Here is a 19,844-nt window from a genome sequence, read left to right as displayed (position 1 = left end):
TGACATTCTTTCGTTTGTCAGACCGACCATCTCCTTTCAGGGTTTATCAGCCCTGGGTATTGGTTAGATAGCAGGAAATTTAGGCCTCTTTGGCGCTCATTACGGTAGTATATTATTAAAGTTAATTTTAAAATAAATTTATATTGTGATTTTAAAAAATATCTCATTATAAAAAAATATAAAAAATTTTTTCAAAATCCGATTTCTATCTTTAAAATAGATAAAATTTTTTTTAACTCTGATTCTAATTTTATAATATTATATTTTTAAAAAAATTGTATTAACTTATTTAAGAAAATAAAAAAATATTAATCTAATTAAACAATTATAAATGTTTAATCTATTTGTTGAACATCTTCTTGTTTTTGCACTACTACTACATTAATTAATTTATCATCTTCTTTTAATTTAAATAACCTATTGCCTTGAGTATTTTTGGATTTAGTAGTCGAAACTTTATTAGCTTCAATACGAATAACTTGACCCAAATGAGAAATTAAAATTAATTCTTCATTTGGAAAAATAGTTTTTAAAGTTACTAATTTTCCTTTTTTATCAGTAATTTTTAAAGTTTTAACGCCTTTTCCGCCTCGTTTTTGAGGTTTATAAAAACTTGCTTGAGTTTTTTTACCATAACCAAATTCTGTTACTACCAAAATATCTTGTTCCGGATGAGAAACAACAGCTGCACCTACAATTTTCTCATTTTTATCCATACGCATACCGATAACTCCAGTACCTCTACGATGGGTAGTTCGAATAAAATTTTCTTTTAAACGAATAGATTTACCACTAGAACTAGCTAAAATAATATCTTGATGACCAGAAGTTTTCAATACTGCTAAAACTTCATCATCTTCTTTTAAAGCGAAAGCTATTTTACCATTAGATCGGATATTAGCATATTCTTGAATAAGGTTTCTTTTAATAAATCCTTTTTTAGTCACTAATACCAAATAATCCTTATTATTAGTAAATTCTGTTACACTTGTTAAAGTAGTTAAAAATTCGCCTTTAGCCATAGGAATTAAATTAACCAAAGGGATACCTTTAGCATGACGAGAATAAGAAGCTATTTCATAACCTTTAATCTGATATACTTTACCTTTATTAGTGAAAAACAATTGATAATCATGTGTAGAAGTTATAGCAAAATGCTCTACAAAATCATTTTGATTCATAGTAATTCCTATAACACCCTTACCACCTTTATTTTGTTTTTTATAAGTATCCAAACTTAAACGTTTAATATATCCTTTATGAGTAATAGTAATTAAAATCTTTTCTTTTTCGATTAATGATGCTTCATCTATATCTAAATTATGATTTTCTGTATTAATAATAGTTCTACGCGGATCTTGAAAAATTTTTTGTAAATTTAATAAATCTTGTTTTAAAATTTGTTCTTTTAAAGAAATAGAATTAATAATATTTTCGCATTCTGTAATTTTTAATGATAATTCTGTGTTTTCTTGTTTAATTTTCTCTATTTCTAAATTAGTAATTCTTTGTAAACTCATTTCTAAAATAACTTTACTTTGTGGTTCATCCAATTGATATTTTTCCATTAATTGAATTTGTGCTGATTTGGCATTAGATGAAGCTTTAATCAATTCAACTACTTGATCAATATCATTTAAAGCAATAATTAAAGCTTTTACTAAATGTTGTTTTTTAAGAGCTTTAGATAATTCAAATTGTTTTTGACGTTGAATAACATTAATACGAAAATCAAAAAACTCTTTTAACATTTGTTTTAAATTAACTATTTTAGGAACACCTTTTACCAAAGCAATCATATTAAAATTAAAGGAAACTTGTACTTGAGAATTTTTATATAAATTATTCAGAACTACATGAGGATTAATATCTCTTTTCAAATCAATAACAAGTTTAATACCTTTACGATTAGATTCATCCCTTAAATCTGTAATTCCATCTATAATTTTTTCTTTAGCCAATAAAACAATAGATTCAATTAAACTACTTTTTTTAATTTGAAAAGGTATTTCATTAATAATAATAGAATTTTTATTTTTATCATTTTGAATTATTTGAGTTTTAGATCTAATAAAAATACGCCCTTTACCAGTATCATAAATATGTTTTAAATTATCAGCACCTAAAATTTCACCTCCTGTAGGGAAATCCGGTCCTTTTATATATTTCATTAATTCCTTTACTTCTATATCCTTGTTATTAATAAAAGCAATTAAAGCATTAACAACTTCTTTAAAATTATGAGGTGGTATATTAGTAGCCATGCCCACAGCAATACCAGTAGAACCATTCACTAAAAGATTAGGAAATAGAGTTGGTAAAACAGTAGGTTCTTTTTCGTTACCATCATAAGTATCAATAAAATCCACAGTTTCTTGTTCGATATTACGAATTAATTCTATAGCTATCTTAGACATTCTAGCTTCTGTATAACGCATAGCTGCTGCTGAATCCCCATCAATAGAACCAAAATTACCATGACCTTTAATTAAAGGATAACGATAATTAAAATCCTGCGCCATACGAACCATAGCTTCATAAATACTATTATCTCCATGAGGATGACATCGACCCATAACGGCTCCCACTACAGCAGCAGACTTTTTAAAACGTTCTTGATTAGCTAATCCTAAATCGTTCATTATATACAAAATTCTTCTTTGTACCGGTTTCATACCATCTCTAATATCAGGAAGAGCTCTTCTAACGATAACACTCATAGCATAACTTAAAAAAGATTTTTTCACTTCTTCATTTATATCTACTATTTCAACACGATTAAGATTAATTTTAGAATCTAAAGGGTTATATTCTTCATTTAAATGATCATTTTTTTTTATTTTTTTTAATATCATATTTTACGCCTTTTTTATTAATAATTGATTTGTTTTTTTATTTATTATTTGAAATCACTAGTAAATCTAATAATTATAAATATTAAATTAAATATCTATATCAGCATAAGTAGCATTTTCTTGAATAAAAATTTTCCTATCGCTAACCTCTTCGCCCATTAACATAGTAAAAATTCTATCAGCTTCTACCGCATCTTCTAATTTAACCTGTAATAAAGTTCTAGTTGCGGGATCCATAGTAGTTTCCCAAAGCTGTTCTGCATTCATCTCCCCTAATCCTTTATATCTTTGGACAACAATTCTTTGAGAATCATTTTTGCGATTTATAAAATTTTTTAATTCTTGTTCTGTATAAAAATAAAAAATTTTTTTATTATTTTGTACCTTATATAAAGGAGGTTGAGCAAAATAAATATAATTATTTTCAATCAAAGGTCTGAATTGTCTAAACAAGAAAGTTAATAATAAAGTTCTTATATGAGCGCCATCAACATCAGCATCTGTCATAATAATAATTTTATGATAACGTGCTTTAGAAATATTAAATTCCTTGTCAAAACCTGTACCAAAAGATTGAATTAAAGAGAGAATTTCATTATTAACTAAAATTTTATTTAATCGAGCTTTTTCGACATTAATAATTTTACCTCTTAAAGGCAAAATCGCTTGAAAAGCAGAATCTCTACCTTGTTTAGCAGAGCCACCTGCAGAATCACCTTCAACAATATATAATTCCGCCAAAGCAGGATTTTTAGTGCGACAATCAGCTAATTTTGAAGCAAAACTTAAATTATCTAAAGGAGATTTTTTTCTAGTAATTTCACGAGCTTTTTTAGCTGCTACTCTGGCTTTAGCTGCTAACAAACATTTATCAATAATTTTTTTAGCTTCTTGCGGGTTCTCTAATAAATAATTTTCCAAAGCCAGACCAAATTTTTTAGAAACAAATTGTCTTATATCATAATTACCTAATCTAGCTTTGGTTTGACCTTCAAATAAAGGATCATAATGTTTTAAAGCGATAATAGCCGTAATTCCTTCTAAAGTATCTTCGCCAATAAAACTAAAATCTTTTTTTAATAAGTTTTTATCTTTAGCATATTTAGATAAAACTCTATTTAAAGCCATTTTAAAACCTTCCTCATGAGTTCCACCTTCATGCGTAGGTATATTATTTACAAAAGAATAAATATTAGAAATATAATTTTCATTATATTGAAAAGCAATTTCTAAAAAAATATTATTTTCCGAACTTTCTTGATAAAAAGGTTGATTTAAAACTTTTTTATTTTCGTTTAAATATTGAAGATATTCTTGAATACCGCCTCTTGAATAAAAATTAATAATTTGAGAAGGTTGAAAGCGCAAATCTTCTAGAATTAATTTAACATTTTTATTTAAAAAAGATAATTGTTGTATTCTTTTTTTTAAAACATCTAAATTATAAGGAGTATTTTTAAGATCTTGAAAAATAGTTTCATCAGGTAAAAATGTAATAGTAGTTCCTTTTTTATTAGTATCTCCCACAATTTTTAAAGATGAAGTAGGGACACCTTTTTCATACTTTTGATAATATATTTTACCATTCAAAAAAATTTCAACAATAAACCAATTAGACAAAGCATTCACTACAGAAGCGCCTACGCCATGTTGACCACCCGAATAACTGTAATTTTTAGAATCTGGAGTATTTTTAAATTTTCCGCCAGCATGTAAAGTAGTTAGAATAGTTTCTACGGCTGATTTGTTAGTTTTAGGATGAATGTCGACAGGAATACCCCTACCATTATCAGAAACACTAACTACATTATTCGGAAAAATTTTTAAAATAATTTCTGTAGCATATCCTGCTAAAGCTTCATCTATAGAATTATCTATAATTTCCCAAATTAAATGATATGCTCCTTTCATAGTAACGGAATCAATATACATCCCTGGCTTTTTACGCACAGCTTCTAAACCTTCTAAAATTTCAATACTAGAAGCGCTATATTCATTTATATTTTCTTTATTTTTTTTACCATTTTTGCTCATTTTATGAAATTTAATTTTCTCCCTATTTATATTCATTTAATCCAATTAAAAAATATATTTAAAATTTATAGTTTTTATTTTTTGATCTCGTAAAAAATAATTTAAATTAAAATTTTTTTAATACCAAATTATTTTATTAATTACTTTCCAAATTTTTAAATTAAAAAATGTGTTAATAATTATAACACATAACAATTAAAACTTATTACAGCAGATATTTTTAGAAACTATAAAAAATATTTCACGATATAATCTTTTTTAAAAAATTTAATATTTTACATTTATTTATTTTTCATACTTCAAATACAAAAACTAATCATTAATTATAAATTATAATTTTAAAACATAAAATTTAAATTAATATCAATAATATAAATTAAAATTTAAAATATAAATTAAAATTTAATTTAAAAATTAAATTTAATTTAAAGAACATAATTTATCTTTTGTATCAAAATATCCTAAAATATTGAAACATTAATCGAAAAATGTTAAAATATTGATATAAAATTTATGATTTTTTAAATAAAAAACATATAATTTTTGCATTTTATTTAAATAATTGAGGGAGAAAAATGCTTAAAAAAATCCAATTAAAATTCATTATATTTTTGTTGTTAAATCTTGTAATAGTTAATTTTTTCGGTTTATTTATAAATAAACAAGGTAATTTATCTAATTCTAAATTAAGTAATGTAAAAGCTTTTTTTGATATTAATTGGAATTTTTTTTCTAAACCAAAAACAATAACAAAATATCCAAAATTAATAACAGAACAAAGTTTACAAAAAAAAATAACTGAATACGAACAACATATTCAAAATCTAACTCAAACAATAAATGATATTTGTAATAAAACTCATTTATTTCTAGTCCAGATCAAATTACAAGAAATAAAAAATCAGATGACAGATTTAAATAATAAAAAAACAAAACTTTCATTAACAACCAGTAATTATTCGATTATTCTAGATAAAATAAATATAGATTTAGAAAATCTTAAGAACAGAATAAGTCTAATACAATCCCAAGAAAATTCAAATAATCCAAAAAACTCTGATTCTTCCGAAAAAGAATTTTTTATAAATACACAAAATAGATAATAAATAACCCTATTATCAAAAACCATTAACTATAAATATCTCATTATTAATTTAAAAAATAGTATCTTATAATTTATACAAAATAATTTTAATTAAACATATTTTTAATACTTAACGTTACAAAATAATAAAATTTCAATAAATTTCTTCATTATTTTGGAAATTAACGCAATTAAATGATAAAAATAAATTCGAGATAACATTGTTAAAAACAATGATTATACAGAAGGTTGTGTCAATAATTTGATAATAAATATGATGATAAATATTAAAGAATGGTTAAATCGTTTTCCTTTTGAAAATTATTGGTGGATATATTTTTTAAGCATTTTTATGTTTTCAGAAATTATTAAAATAGTACTTAAAAAAATTTTAACTTTTCTATATCGTATTTTATTGTTAAATTTCAATTTTATTTTTAATATTCAAGAATATAAAAATAAAGATAATCAAAATTATGAATTAAATTCAAAAACAGAAATTCCTCAATTTTCTATACAAAATCCATTACCAAATGAATTATATCAAGATAAAAATTTAACCTTAATAGAATTAAAAATGCTAGAAATTAATCGAAAAGAAAACGAAAACAAAAATAAAGAACAAGCTTTTCGTCTTGAATTAAATCAATATAAAATGGAAACAAAAATAGAATTACAACAACAAAAAAACTACTTCGAACAAGAAATGCTTAAACAACAGATAAAAAATTTGGAAACAGAATTATTAAAAATTAATACAAAATCAAAAATTTATCATGAAAATTCATCAATACAAAAAGATTTAAAAAATAATAATTCAGAAAATAATAAAAATTTATCTCCAAATATATTAAAAAATATAGACTTAAAATTTATTGACGAGGCGCTTAAAAAACAAATACCCGAAAGCTTAAAAAAAATTTTTGACCAAATGGAAAATTTTGCCGAAATACAATTATTTATGTTAAATAATATGCCTATAGAAAATCGTAATAATTTTTACAATGTATCTCATTCTTATTATGACTCGAAAAATAAAGCTTTATATATAGATCCCAAAGATTTAATATTTGTTAAATCATTATTAATAGAAAAACAAAAACAGTTTAAACAAATAAAACAATAATTTTAAATTTATTTAAATTTATTTATTTTAATAAACATTAAATATATTTTTTTATTTATAATTCATGTATAATATGTAATGTTATTAACTTTTTTAATAATGAAAATTTTAATAATTTTTGTGGCGGTTGTGGCGAAATGGTTAACGCATCGGCTTGTGGCGCCGACATTCGTGGGTTCGATCCCCATCATCCGCCCCAAATTTGTTTAAATTCTAAGTTAATCAACAAATTAATCAAAATAATTTTGATTTTTTTACATAGAAGGCCCATAGCCAAGCGGTAAGGCAACGGACTTTGACTCCGTCATTCGTTGGTTCAAATCCAGCTGGGCCTGCCATAATTTTTACTTTTAATATTTTTTAATAATTAAGTTTATAAAAAAAAATTTTTTATAAAAATAAATTGCAATGTTGCGGGTGTGGCGAAATTGGTAAACGCACTAGACTTAGGAGGGCGCTAGTTCGAGCATAAATTAAAGAGGTTTTTTTAGGCCCCTCACTTTTAATGGTAATAAAAGTACTTCGATGAATTAACCTGAATTCGAAAGAATGAAAGGGAAAATAGCATATTCATAAATGTTTAGTATATAAAAAATAAAATCGTTAATTTTAATATTTATTAAAAAATATACACTAAACATAAGAAGAAGATAAAATAAGGTTGAATATTTAAGTGAAGAGCAAAGAATGGTGGTTTAGTTCTAAAGCTTTAGGGAAGGTTAAACGATATATTCCAAAATACCTAAATAGATAATTAGATAATTACTCTCAAGATCCTAAAGTAATTATAATTACCAATAAAGAATAAAATATTTATTCAATTATCTACATCAAGGTAAATTTAATGATTTTACCTATTATAAGACTCCAACCGATATTTATCATTAGCCTATAATTTATAGCTACCTAGGAAAACCTAAAATTATTTTTTATTTTTTTATAAAATAATTAAGGTTGCAGAGCTAACATAGTAGTCGGAGATTTTCGGTCCTCTCAGGGAGAATAGGAAAACTATTTACAAGGCGAAGGGAAGCAGGAAGATTAAAAAATAATAAATATTTTTTTATCACTTTTTAAATGATAATTTTTATTTTGTTATAAAACAATTTATAAATGCGCAATATAAATTAAATAAAAAAATATGTTTTTTAATCTAAACAAATAAAAAAATTTATTATGTTGAATTCGGAAAGCCGGATGCATGGAAACATGCCTGTCCGGTTTGGATGGGGGCTAACCAAATATAATAAAGGTTTTCTATCCATATTCTAGCGCTTAAGCTTGCAGGTTCGAGTCCTGTCACCCGTACCAAATATTTTATTTAGGGATATGATGTTAATGGTAGCATAATGGTCTCCAAAACCATGAGTTCGGGTTCGAATCCTGATATCCCTGCCAAATTAAATAGCAAAATATTGAAAAAAATAATCTTAAAAAATAATCTAATTTAAATAAAAAAAAGAAGGCGTATATATCCTTCTTTCTTTTATTTAAATTAACAGTTATTTGGGAATTTTCAAATTTATGAAAAATTAAAAATTATAATCTCATAAGATAATTGGGGGAAAAATCAAAAAATAAAATCTTCATCTTTTAAACTTTCACTTTTCATTTTTTGATAACCGTTACCTTTCATAGAAAAATAATCCATTGTTTTAGTTTCTGTATTCAATCCGTTTAAAATAACAGGATTAATATCTTCATAAGGAAAAATTTGTTCTAAACCTAAATTTAATAAAGCTTTATTAGCGTTATAACGAACAAATTTATTAACATCATCTACTAAAGTTTTTGCTTGATAAAGTTCGGAAGTTAACAATATTTGTTCTTGATATAATTGAAATAAAAACTTTTCTAACCAATTATATAAACTTTTTTTTTGCTCTACATTAAAAGTAGAATATAAATGTTTAGCTAATCTTCCGGTATAAACTCCATGAACACTTTCATCACGAATAATCAAATTAATGATCTCTCCAGCTTGCATTAATTTACCTTGGCCATAAAAATATAAAGGATAATAAAAACCACTATAAAACAACCAAGTCTCTAAAAATACTGAAGCTACAAGAGCTTTCCATTTTATTTCGCAAAATTCATAACTATTTAAATAAACAGAATTATTCTTATTAATAACTATTTTTTGATCTAACATTTCATAAACATTAATAATTAAATTTAAAATATTCTGTAAATTTTTTTGTTTCATACCCCAAGAAAATAAATCATCAATTTCATTTTTATTCAAAAAAGTCATAAAAATATTAGAATAACTTTTAGCATGAACAGCATTTTCCATAGCTCCCATAAAACTAAGAGTAGCTTTTTTTTGATGCTCTTCGGGTAAACAAGATCTAACCAAAACAGGCATACCTATATCTCCTTGATAAGTATCTAAAAAAGTTAAAACTAACAAATTACGAGAATAAGTTTTTTGTTCTTCATGAGATAAAGTGTTCCAAATATGCAAATCACTTTGTAAACTAATATCTTCTGGACGCCAAAATTGACTTAGATTTTGTTCATAAAAATGATGTGTAAATTCATCATCTAAATTATTCCAATTAGCACCTTGATAAATTATTTTTTTGAAATTCATATATTAAACTCATTCCTATCTTTTTTTAAAATTATTAAAATTTAAAAAAATTTTAAAAAAACTAATTAATTTTATATATATTGTATAATTAAAATTTAACAATTCTTCATAAATATTTTTAATAAAAAAACTTTATTTTTCTTTGTTAACATTTAAATTATAATATTGACGAATAGTTAATTCTAATTTATTTGCAATATCTGAATTTTTCATTAAAAATTCTCGAGCCTTTTCTCTACCTTGGCCAATTTGTTTTTCATTATAGCTATACCACATACCATTTTTTTTAATTAAATTTAAACTTACTGCTAAATCTAAAATTTCACTAATTTTAGAAATACCTTTGCCATATAAAATATCAAAACTAACAGTTTTATAAGGAGGACAAACTTTAGATTTAACAATACGAACATTAGTTTTTACTCCAATAACTTGATCATTATCTTTAATTAATTCTGAGGTTTTTCGGACATCTAATCTAACAGATGTAAAAAATTTTAAGCCTTTTCCTCCGGGAGTAACTTCATTGTTGCCAAAAGTAATTCCTACTTTTTCTCTTAACTGATTAATATAAAGCAAAATAGAATTTGATTTAGAAACAATATAACTTTGTTTTCTTAAAGCTTGATTCATCATTCGAGCATGTATACCTACATAAGAATCGCCAACCTCGCCATTTATTTCTGCTAAAGGAGCTAAAGCGGCTACAGAATCTACTACTATCAAATCAACAACATTATTTTGTATTAAAAAATTGGCAATATTTAAAGCATTTTCTCCGGAATCAGGTTGAGATATTAACATTTTATCTACATCCACTCCTATATTTTTAGCATAATTAATATCTAAAGAATTCTCAGCATCTATAAAAGCAACAAGACCTCCAGATTTTTGAGCTTCTGCTATCGCATGCAAAGCTAAAGTAGTTTTACCAGCACTTTCAGGTCCAAAAATTTCTACAATCCTACCCTTCGGTAAACCTCCAATAGATAAAGCTATATCCAATCCTAAAGAACCAGTCGAAATAGATTCTATAGGCTCTACTTTATCAGAATTCATCTGCATAATGCTGCCTTTTCCGAAAATTTTTTCTATTTCGCTAATAGTTTGCGTTAAAGGAGGTTTTTTTAATATTTCTTTATTCATTTACTAAACACCTCTTATATAATTTTACTAAAATTCATCATAATTATAAAAAAAGATAAATTTTTAATAATTTAAAAATAAATTAACTTCAAATTTTTTAAGATATAATCTATACCAGAAATCACAATTATAAAAATATTCAATATTAAAATAAAATTAATAATAAAATACATTTTTAAATTATATTCCGGAAATAATTGAGAAAAAAAACGTTCTAATTGAGCAGATAAAAGCATTATAATAATTGAAACAAAATTCAAAAAAGTTTTTAATTTACCACCAAAAGAAGAACTAATAATATGTTTTTTTTCAAAAGCTAATAATCGAATACCCATCACGATAAAATCTCTTATAATAGTAACTATCAAAAAACTTACAACATAATTAACAATTTTATCATTATCTTGATGCAATAAATGATTATTTTGACATAAAATCAGTAAATAAAATGAAGAAATAATAACTAATAATTTATCAGCTATAGGATCAAAAAATTTACCAAAAACAGTTGTTTGAAAAAATTTCCTTGCAATAAATCCATCTAAATAATCAGTTATAGATGCTACTATAAAAATAATATTAAAATAATTTTTAAAAATTTCTATTTCATGTTTTAATAATTTTAAATATAAAAAAGGTAACATACAAAAAACTAAAAAAATACGAAATATCGTTAATAAATTAGCTGTTTTTTTAATTATATTTTTCATATTATAATCATCTTTCTAAAAATACAAAATAAATAATTCCAAAATAAATATTTTATCATCAATTATATTTTATATCTTTGAACTATTTATTCCCATTAATAATAAAAATTTATTATATTTATCATAATATTTGGTATTTTTATATGGATTTTTTATCAAAAACACATTTATTTCTCCTTTCGAATATGAATTAAAAATTAAAAATTTCATTTTAATCAAAAATTACATTATAATGGCATAGTTTTGTTGAAGATAATTATTAATAATATTTTTTATATATTTTAATTAAAATTGGAAAAAATATTATAATTTTGTTTATTAATAAAAAATTTAATTTTCATTATTAAATTTAAGAACATTTCATTTTCAATTTTTATATAGAATATAACATAATGAAAAATTTAAAAAATAATTATTCTAAATATCAAAAAAAATTTAAATATTAAAAATAAACTTATATAAATTCCGCAATTTATTAATAATAACTTTTATTTTAACAAATTAATCTTATACTTTGTAATCTTTTAATATAAAAAAATTTAACTTAATAAACATTATTAATAACTAAATTAACTAATAATTAAAATTATATAATTTATTAAAATAAAACAATATAAATAAAAAATTGTTATGTTAACCAATAATTCAAATTTAAAAATAAATTTTAAAAAAATTTTATATAATTTAATTTTATCCGAATATAATCAAACATAATTTTTTCAAATATATTTAGAAAAATTCTACTCCATAACATATTTTAATGATCTTTATTATGTTTTTGTAAAACAACTTCAAGAATACCTAATATTTATTATTATATTATTTTTTGTTATAATTAGATTGCGTTTGTTTAAAATTTAAATTCACTTTTTTAATTTAGGATTGTGTATGGTTTATTATCGCAAAGTAAGATTTTATTAGATTTCTATAAATCATTAGAAAGTGAGATCAACTAAAACACATGAATTTCACCAGTGACAAAAATATATTATACAAAATATTATTATTTTTTATCATTTTCTTAATTTTATTGGGTCAAATTTTTTTTATTATGAATGTATTAGCTCATAATGAAGAAATAGAAGAGGAACACGAGAAATTATCTCAAACTCATAAACAACTATTAGAAAATTATAATAAAATTCAAAATAATAATAAAATAAAAATTGAACCTATTTTGGACAAAAACAATAATATTAATTCAAATAAAAATTCTTTAAAACCTATATTAAATTCTTTACAAGAAAGTATAGAATTACAAAAAAAGTTTTTTCAACCCAAAACAAATTCCTTTGATTTTGCTTTAAAAAAATTAACTGATGAAGCTGCACAAAGTATTATAGTTTTTAAAAATAATAAAGAAGAAAAAATCGATCATATTAAATATTTTAATAAATTTGGAGAATTAATAAGCAAAATTTTTTTAAACAATGAAAATAATTATTATAAACAAATAGAAGAATATCAAAATAATCAATTATTCAAAAAAACAGTTTTTGCTGATGATTATCAATCGGAATTAATTTCCTTTTATAAAAATAATAAAATTAAAACTGAAATATTAAATGTATATAACGAAAATACTAAAAATTTCATAACACATAACATTGCAGAATTTGATGATGAAGAAAAATTAATAACAACGAGTTTTTATCAGAAAAATGCTCCTTATAAAATAGACCAAAAAATTTATTGGGATAATAAACAAAATCCGATAAAAATCGAAAATTTTAAATATATTGGTGATAGATTAAATGCTATAGAGGAATTTAATGCAAATCAACAAATTACTAAAGTAACCATTTTCAATCCAAATCAACAAATATCTTCTATTAAAGAATTTAAGTACATCACTAATGAAGTTTTAATCGAAACTAAATTTTTCGATAGCAACAATAAATTAACTGAAACAAAATTTGATGTTAAAACTAATAAAAATACCATATCCGAACCTGATTTAATAGATACAAGATTCCGTATTATGTAAATATATTTCCAAAAATCATTATAAAAAATTAATTTTTAATCATTAATTAAAATTTAATTTATAAAATAAAAAATTAAAATCATTCTAAAAGTACCAAAATTTTCCTCATAAATGTTTTTAATTGAAAAAATTTCTCCAAATATAAGATATTAATATATAAATTTATAAAATAAATTAGAAAAAATTATAAATGTAATTTCAGTAATAATCGAATTTAGCAAAAAATGATATTAATAATCGGATAATAAAAACTTAATTATCTAATCAACATATAACGATATATTAAATATGCATATTTTAAAAATATGCATATTTTTTTTAATCTTAGTAATATTTTTTAAAATTAAAATACCTTTAACTTAAAAAAATATCAATCAAAAAACGAACTAATAAATTGCAATATTGAATACGGATAATGGATAAAAAATATGTTAGATATTATAAAAAAAATAAAACAATTAACTAAAAAAATAAATCAGGCGAATTATGAATATTTTAATTTAAATCAATCTTCTTTAAGCGATCAACAATATGATGCATTATTACAGGAATTGATATATCTAGAACAGAATTATCCGCAATATAAATTAAAAAATAGTCCGACTGATAAAGTAGGTAGTTCTTTGGATGATAACGAAATAGCTAAAATAACTCATAGTAAACCTATGTTATCTTTAGACAATGCCTTTGACATTGCAAAAGTAAAAAAATTTTATACAAAAATAATGGAAAAATATCCTCATTGTAATTTTATTACAGAATTAAAAATAGATGGTATAGCTATTAATTTAAAATATGAACAAGGAATTTTAATGCAAGCTACTACGAGAGGAAACGGCTTAGTAGGAGAAGTAGTAACCCATAATATTAAAAATATCAAAGATATTCCCTTAAAACTTTTACAACCAATAGATTTAGAAGTAAGAGGAGAAGTTTTTTTTAATTATGAAAATTTTAAAAAATTAAACGAAACACATAACAAAGAACAAAAAAAATCTTTTGCTAATCCACGTAATGCCGCGTCTGGAACCATTAGATTATTAAATCCTAATATTGTCACTTCTAGAAATTTATCTTCTTTTTTATATAGTATCGTAAAAACTTCGTTAATTGTTCATACTCAAAAAGAAGCTTTAGAATTATTAAAAAAATTAGGTTTCTCTGTAAATCCATATTATCATATAATTAATTCTTGGTCTGATTTAATTAACTTTATAGATTATTATATAGATTTAAAAAACTCTTTAAATTATGATGTAGATGGTATTGTTATAAAATTAAACCAACTCGATTTATATCAGAAAATAGGTTATACAAATAAATTCCCTAAATACGCTCTTGCTTATAAATTTAATTCCATTACAGGCGAAACTATAATCAAAAATATTTTATTTTATGTAGGCCGAACTGGCATAATTAATCCTGTAGCAGATCTTGAACCTATTATTCTTGATGGTAGTAAAATATCACGTGTGACCTTGCATAATTATAATTATATTCAAAATAAAGATATTCGTATTAATGATAGCGTAATTATTGTAAAGTCAGGATCAATTATTCCTAGAATTATTAAAGTCATTATTGATAAAAGAGTTGCTTCTGCGAAACCTTTTGTAATGATTACAAAATGTCCTTCTTGTGATTCATTATTAAAAAAAGAAAATAATGGAATTAATTATTTTTGTATTAATTCCGAATGTAATGAAAAAAAAATACAAAAAATAATTCATTTCGCATCTAAAGAAGCTATGGATATCCATATTTTAGGTTCACAAACATTAACTATTTTATTTAAAAAAAAAATTATCAACAAAATTTCGGATTTATATATTCTTAAAGAAAAAAAACAACAATTACTAAAATTACCTTTTTTTGGAATTAAAAAAATTAACAATATTTTAGAAGCCATAGAAAAAAGCAAACAAAAACCCTTTGATCGCGTTCTATTCGGATTAGGAATAAAACATGTAGGTAGTAAAATCGCTCAAATTTTAACTAATAAATTTTATAATATATATAATTTAAAAAAAGCTAAAATAGAACAACTAACTAAAATACAAGAAATAGGACAAGAAATAGCTCATAGTATACATAATTTTTTTAATGATGAAAAAAATATTCAAGAAATTATTCAATTAGAAAAACATCAATTAAATTTTTCTACTCAAAATATTATTAATAATGTTGATGATAATTTTTTTAAAAACAAAAAAATTATTATTACAGGAACATTGTCGCAATATACACGTTCACAAATAATTCAAAATTTATCAAAATTAGGAGCTTTAATAGTGAATAATATATCTAAAAAAACTAATTATTTAATCTGTGGGTCAAATTACAGCGAAAAAAAACTTGAAAAAGCTAAAAACATAAACATTACTATTATTCAAGAATTAGAATTGTATAAACTTTTATCACAAACTAAAAATAAAATATAAAAAGGTAATAATTATCAAAAATGAAAAATATCGGTATCGATTTAATTGAAATTAATAAAATTATTAAAATAGGATTAACCCCAATATCTAATCGTATTTTATCTATTTCAGAATATCAAATTTATAAAAAAATAAATTCTTTAAAAAGTAAAAGTTTTTTTTTAGCAGGAAGATGGGCCGCTAAAGAAGCAATATTTAAAACTTATCAAAAAGGTAATTTAACCAATAATTATTGCGATTGGTCTATATTAAACGACGATAAAGGAGCTCCTTATATAATAGATAAATATAATAATCAATTTATGATATCTATTACTCATACTGAAAAATACGCTTTAGCTTTAGTTATTATGTTATAATCTTGAATTAATTTTGATAAATATTAATTTCTTTGAATTATTTATCGCGAATATAGTTGTAATATATTGAAAATTACTACTGTTTTTTAATTATCTTTTTAATAAATAATTTTCCATAATTAACTTCTAACATGAATTCATTTTGAGTACTAATTAACAAATAAAGATCAACTGAATTGTTGATCTTTATTTTCAAAATCTCAATTATTTAAAAATTAATTTAATAACTATTTAATTAAATATTTATATATTAATTCATCAAAATTAAACTAAAAATAATCTGTAAAATACAATTTTATTTTTTAAAATAATCCCACATTAAACAAAATAGCATTCACAAATAAAAAGATTCAAAAATGATATTAAAACTAATTATTATTTAATAAAAAATAGAAAAACTTAATAATAAGTAATTATTTTTGTAAATTTTTTTTCAATTTACCACCATAAATATTTAAATTCATATCAGGCGTTCCTAGATTTTTTGGTTGTAACAAACTAACTAACATATGAGTGGAATCGGATATATTTATTTTCTGGATTAAACGAGAAAATAATTGGGAAGATAGTTGATTTTGTTCTAATGAAAAAATTTCTACTCGATTATCTACCTTATTATAATGTAAAGCAAAACCTAATGTTTTTTCAAGATTATTATTTTTTATATATAAACGGATGTTTTGATCAATATTACAAGTAGCATCGTGATTTTGTTTAAACATTTCATAACTTTCTATTGTTCCCGGAATCAAAAAATTACAAATTAATTTGCTCGTAACATATTTCGCTGTTTTATTAATGCCAATTTTTAAAATTTTCAAGTTTATTTGATTTTTAACTTTTTGAATTATTTGTGTTCTAATACGTTTTTTAAGAAAATCATTTTCAAGAATTTTTTGATAAAAATTTTGAAGATTAAGACCTAATTCAGCCATTTCTATCTCGGATGCTTCATTAAAAAATATATCTTCATAAGGTATTTTATCTACCTCGTTTTGAAAAAAATTCTCTAATAAATCATAACTCATAGAAAATAAAGAATTCGACATCTCACAATTGCAAAAAGTTATATCAACATAAGAAATTTCCTTTAAATAATCAGGATCAAAAAAAAATATACCTTTTTCTGGATAATATTGAATAAAATATTTAACAAATTGATTAATAAAAGCAATTTGATCATCCGAATCATTAATATATTTATCACCAGTTACTTCTTGTACTGTATCTAAAACTTTAAATATTCTATTAAAAGGGAATAATAAATTACTCACTAAAACAGTAGTATTTTTTATAATTTGTTTAGTATTAGCAAATTCTTGATAAGTTTTACAAGGCATTCTTTTGAAAGGAAAAAGATTATAAAACACATAAGCTTTGTCAGAAAACATATGACCTTTTTCATGGCGCCAATAAATAGCGTTATGTTTTGTATTATAATCTTTTTCATAATTAGCAATATCAAAAGCATATAATTTTGAAAAATTATTATTCAATAACCAAACTAATTGAATTAGAAATAAAAATATTAAAAATTTATTTAATTTTAATAATTTCATATTTTTATAATCTCCATAACTTGGATTTTAAATTTAAAAAATTTTAATATTATGTATCCAAATTACAATAAATAACTAGAAATGTTAAAATTAATATCTGTTTAATTTATATTAATAAATTTTTAAGATAATTTAATTTTCTTTTGAGTTTTTGGATAGCATTTTTACGTATTTTTTGAACTTCTTTAGGATTTATGTTTAAAGAAAAAGCTATTTCTCGATAAGAAATTTTTTTATGACATGAAAAATCATTAAAGAAACCAAAACTTAAACTAATAATTTTAAATTCTGATGAATTTAAAGTTTTTCTTATTTTTTTAATCCAAAATTCATAATATGTTTGTTTTAACCAATTTTGATGAGGATTTAAAGAATAATTAGCTAAAGAATAATAAATAGTTTCTTGGAAATTAGTATTAATTATAAAATAATTTTTTTGAGGAACAATCGGAATATGACTATTTCGAATTAATTCACGAATAACAAATTTAATAGTTGGTCTAGCATAAGCTATAAAATCATAACCTTGATCTTGATAATAACCTAAAGCGCGAATTAAACCTAAAAAGCCTTCTTGAATTAAATCTGATTTATTCAAAATAGACGGATAATATTTAAATTGATTAACAATTTTGTAAACCAAAGGCGCATGAACTTCAATCAATTTGTTTCTAATAGATAAATTATTTTTATCTTTTAAAAAGAGCGAAAATAATCTTTTTCTTGGCATATAATTCCTTTCTAAAACGTTCTTTAAGTTAATAATTAATAAAACAAATCTTGAAAAGAGATTTTGTAAATTAACAATGTCTTTTTAATAATTCAAGATTTTTATTATGTAATAAAAATATTTACCAAATAAACAAACTTAAATTAAAATTATCTTCTTATAAATTATCCAATTTGTTTTTTTTAATAATAAGAATATGCGAACATATAACTTATCAAAATTTATATTTATATTTTTGGTATATATAAAACATTTAAAATTAAATTTCATTTGTTCTTTATTTAGTTAGGTAAAAAAGTTTAAAATTTCTTATTAAAATAAAAAACAATATTTTAAAAATAAATATCGATGTAATTACAAAGTTAAAATAATAATTTATTAAAAATTTATTATTTATATAAAAATTAAATAAATAATTAATACTATAAAAAATTATTAATAAATTATTATTTTGGCATAAATAAATTATTAAACTTTTGAAAAAACATTTTAATCAAATATAACTAACATATTCCACTGAAATAACATATTACTAACCATTTTATATGTTATAATTAAGTTAGATATTTTATATTTAGAATATTTTCTATTCATAAAATATCTTAATATTTTCCTTCAAAAGGAAATAAATGATAATTGAAAATAGAAATTTGAAAATTTGAAAAAAATTAAACATTATAAATTCACAAAATAATTAAAATTTATCTAACAAAAATATTTAAAAAAATATTATTTACTAAATAAAAATATATTTATTACATATTTTTAAAAATAAAAAAGAAAAGAGAATTAATAACTAATATAAAAATTTTTAATAAAAATAAAAAAAATATTTTATTATTTCAATATTTAATTCTGATCTTATTTTTTCTTAAATGTTTTTTTATGAATACGATTGTGGCTCAGATTTCTGATGATAATAATCAAAAAATAATAGATTTAAAAAATAAAATTTTTCAATATCGAATTATTTTAGATACAGAATTAAATCAAACACAAAAATTCAATAAAGAATTAGATATATTATCATCAGACGAAAAAGAAAAATTACAGATTTTTTTAAATGATATCGAAACACAACAAAAAACATATATTACAGAACTTAATAATTTTCAAATAAATAATCCTCAAGATAATAAAGAAGTAATTTTGTTAAAAATTTTAGAAAAACAAGAAAAATCTTATATAGAATTAGGGCGCAAAAGATGCTCATA

Annotated in this window: 13 protein-coding genes and 3 tRNA genes; 9 read left to right on the top strand and 7 right to left on the bottom strand. The window is 21.8% G+C overall.

Features of this window, described 5'->3' with window-relative positions:
• Positions 1-335 precede the first annotated feature (335 nt).
• Positions 336-2,855: a DNA gyrase subunit A gene (gyrA, locus tag B2G44_RS01745; RefSeq protein ID WP_257616368.1), complete on the bottom strand. Its 2,520-nt coding sequence runs from the start codon at positions 2,853-2,855 to the stop codon at positions 336-338.
• Between the two features lie 87 nt (positions 2,856-2,942).
• On the bottom strand, positions 2,943-4,889 hold the full coding sequence (gyrB, locus tag B2G44_RS01740; protein ID WP_078123125.1) for a DNA topoisomerase (ATP-hydrolyzing) subunit B: 1,947 nt from the start codon (positions 4,887-4,889) through the stop codon (positions 2,943-2,945).
• A gap of 575 nt (positions 4,890-5,464) precedes the next feature.
• Between gyrB and B2G44_RS01735 the strand changes: the two genes are divergently transcribed.
• The 5 genes from B2G44_RS01735 (at position 5,465) to B2G44_RS01715 (ending at position 8,497) form a co-directional block, all read left to right on the top strand.
• Positions 5,465-5,992, top strand: a complete 528-nt coding sequence (locus tag B2G44_RS01735; protein WP_078123124.1) for a hypothetical protein — start codon at positions 5,465-5,467, stop codon at positions 5,990-5,992.
• Between the two features lie 255 nt (positions 5,993-6,247).
• Positions 6,248-7,099, top strand: a complete 852-nt coding sequence (locus B2G44_RS01730; RefSeq protein ID WP_180372473.1) for a hypothetical protein — start codon at positions 6,248-6,250, stop codon at positions 7,097-7,099.
• Between the two features lie 123 nt (positions 7,100-7,222).
• Positions 7,223-7,298, top strand: a tRNA-His gene (locus B2G44_RS01725).
• Between the two features lie 64 nt (positions 7,299-7,362).
• Positions 7,363-7,437 (top strand) — tRNA-Gln (locus B2G44_RS01720).
• Positions 7,438-8,422: 985 nt separating this feature from the next.
• Positions 8,423-8,497 (top strand) — tRNA-Trp (locus tag B2G44_RS01715).
• Between the two features lie 172 nt (positions 8,498-8,669).
• On the opposite strand, the gene nrdF is transcribed toward B2G44_RS01715, so the two are convergent.
• From nrdF to pgsA, 3 genes are all read right to left on the bottom strand, one after another.
• Positions 8,670-9,698: a class 1b ribonucleoside-diphosphate reductase subunit beta gene (gene nrdF, locus B2G44_RS01710; RefSeq protein WP_078123123.1), complete on the bottom strand. Its 1,029-nt coding sequence runs from the start codon at positions 9,696-9,698 to the stop codon at positions 8,670-8,672.
• Between the two features lie 132 nt (positions 9,699-9,830).
• Entirely contained in the window at positions 9,831-10,844 is a 1,014-nt protein-coding gene (recA, locus tag B2G44_RS01705; protein WP_078123122.1) for a recombinase RecA, read from the bottom strand.
• 71 nt (positions 10,845-10,915) lie between these two features.
• The gene (gene pgsA, locus B2G44_RS01700; protein WP_078123121.1) at positions 10,916-11,554 is read right to left on the bottom strand and encodes a CDP-diacylglycerol--glycerol-3-phosphate 3-phosphatidyltransferase; all 639 of its coding nucleotides are present in this window, start codon (positions 11,552-11,554) and stop codon (positions 10,916-10,918) included.
• A gap of 961 nt (positions 11,555-12,515) precedes the next feature.
• Here pgsA and B2G44_RS01695 point away from each other — a divergent pair.
• From B2G44_RS01695 to acpS, 3 genes are all read left to right on the top strand, one after another.
• Entirely contained in the window at positions 12,516-13,541 is a 1,026-nt protein-coding gene (locus B2G44_RS01695) for a hypothetical protein (protein WP_078123120.1), read from the top strand.
• 428 nt (positions 13,542-13,969) lie between these two features.
• Positions 13,970-15,982, top strand: coding sequence for an NAD-dependent DNA ligase LigA (gene ligA / locus B2G44_RS01690; protein WP_078123119.1), 2,013 nt, complete (start codon positions 13,970-13,972; stop codon positions 15,980-15,982).
• A 20-nt stretch (positions 15,983-16,002) separates the two neighbouring features.
• A complete protein-coding gene (gene acpS / locus B2G44_RS01685; RefSeq protein WP_078123118.1) occupies positions 16,003-16,341 on the top strand; it encodes a holo-ACP synthase in 339 nt (112 codons plus the stop codon).
• Positions 16,342-16,754: 413 nt separating this feature from the next.
• Here the strand turns inward: acpS and B2G44_RS02445 are convergent, their stop codons facing one another.
• Both B2G44_RS02445 and B2G44_RS01675 read right to left on the bottom strand, forming a co-directional pair.
• Entirely contained in the window at positions 16,755-17,900 is a 1,146-nt protein-coding gene (locus B2G44_RS02445; protein WP_078123117.1) for a hypothetical protein, read from the bottom strand.
• Positions 17,901-18,006: 106 nt separating this feature from the next.
• The gene (locus B2G44_RS01675) at positions 18,007-18,630 is read right to left on the bottom strand and encodes a sigma-70 family RNA polymerase sigma factor (protein WP_078123116.1); all 624 of its coding nucleotides are present in this window, start codon (positions 18,628-18,630) and stop codon (positions 18,007-18,009) included.
• Between the two features lie 885 nt (positions 18,631-19,515).
• Here B2G44_RS01675 and B2G44_RS01670 point away from each other — a divergent pair.
• On the top strand, positions 19,516-19,844 hold a 329-nt coding region (locus B2G44_RS01670), incomplete at its 3' end, for a hypothetical protein (protein WP_143325105.1).

The sequence above is a fragment of the Candidatus Phytoplasma citri genome (genome assembly GCF_002009625.1).
Taxonomy (GTDB): domain Bacteria; phylum Bacillota_I; class Bacilli_A; order Acholeplasmatales; family Acholeplasmataceae; genus Phytoplasma; species Phytoplasma citri.
This window is presented reverse-complemented; position numbering and strand designations above follow the sequence as displayed.

Bases quoted from the DNA above. Each gene is read 5' to 3' on its own strand.
- ligA (WP_078123119.1), top strand. From the start codon at position 13,970: ATGTTAGATATTATAAAAAAAATAAAACAATTAACTAAAAAAATAAAT.
- gyrA (WP_257616368.1), bottom strand. From the start codon at position 2,855: ATGATATTAAAAAAAATAAAAAAAAATGATCATTTAAATGAAGAATAT.
- B2G44_RS01675 (WP_078123116.1), bottom strand. From the start codon at position 18,630: ATGCCAAGAAAAAGATTATTTTCGCTCTTTTTAAAAGATAAAAATAAT.
- B2G44_RS01730 (WP_180372473.1), top strand. From the start codon at position 6,248: ATGATGATAAATATTAAAGAATGGTTAAATCGTTTTCCTTTTGAAAAT.
- nrdF (WP_078123123.1), bottom strand. From the start codon at position 9,698: ATGAATTTCAAAAAAATAATTTATCAAGGTGCTAATTGGAATAATTTA.
- B2G44_RS01695 (WP_078123120.1), top strand. From the start codon at position 12,516: ATGAATTTCACCAGTGACAAAAATATATTATACAAAATATTATTATTT.
- acpS (WP_078123118.1), top strand. From the start codon at position 16,003: ATGAAAAATATCGGTATCGATTTAATTGAAATTAATAAAATTATTAAA.
- gyrB (WP_078123125.1), bottom strand. From the start codon at position 4,889: ATGAGCAAAAATGGTAAAAAAAATAAAGAAAATATAAATGAATATAGC.
- B2G44_RS02445 (WP_078123117.1), bottom strand. From the start codon at position 17,900: ATGAAATTATTAAAATTAAATAAATTTTTAATATTTTTATTTCTAATT.
- B2G44_RS01735 (WP_078123124.1), top strand. From the start codon at position 5,465: ATGCTTAAAAAAATCCAATTAAAATTCATTATATTTTTGTTGTTAAAT.
- recA (WP_078123122.1), bottom strand. From the start codon at position 10,844: ATGAATAAAGAAATATTAAAAAAACCTCCTTTAACGCAAACTATTAGC.
- pgsA (WP_078123121.1), bottom strand. From the start codon at position 11,554: ATGAAAAATATAATTAAAAAAACAGCTAATTTATTAACGATATTTCGT.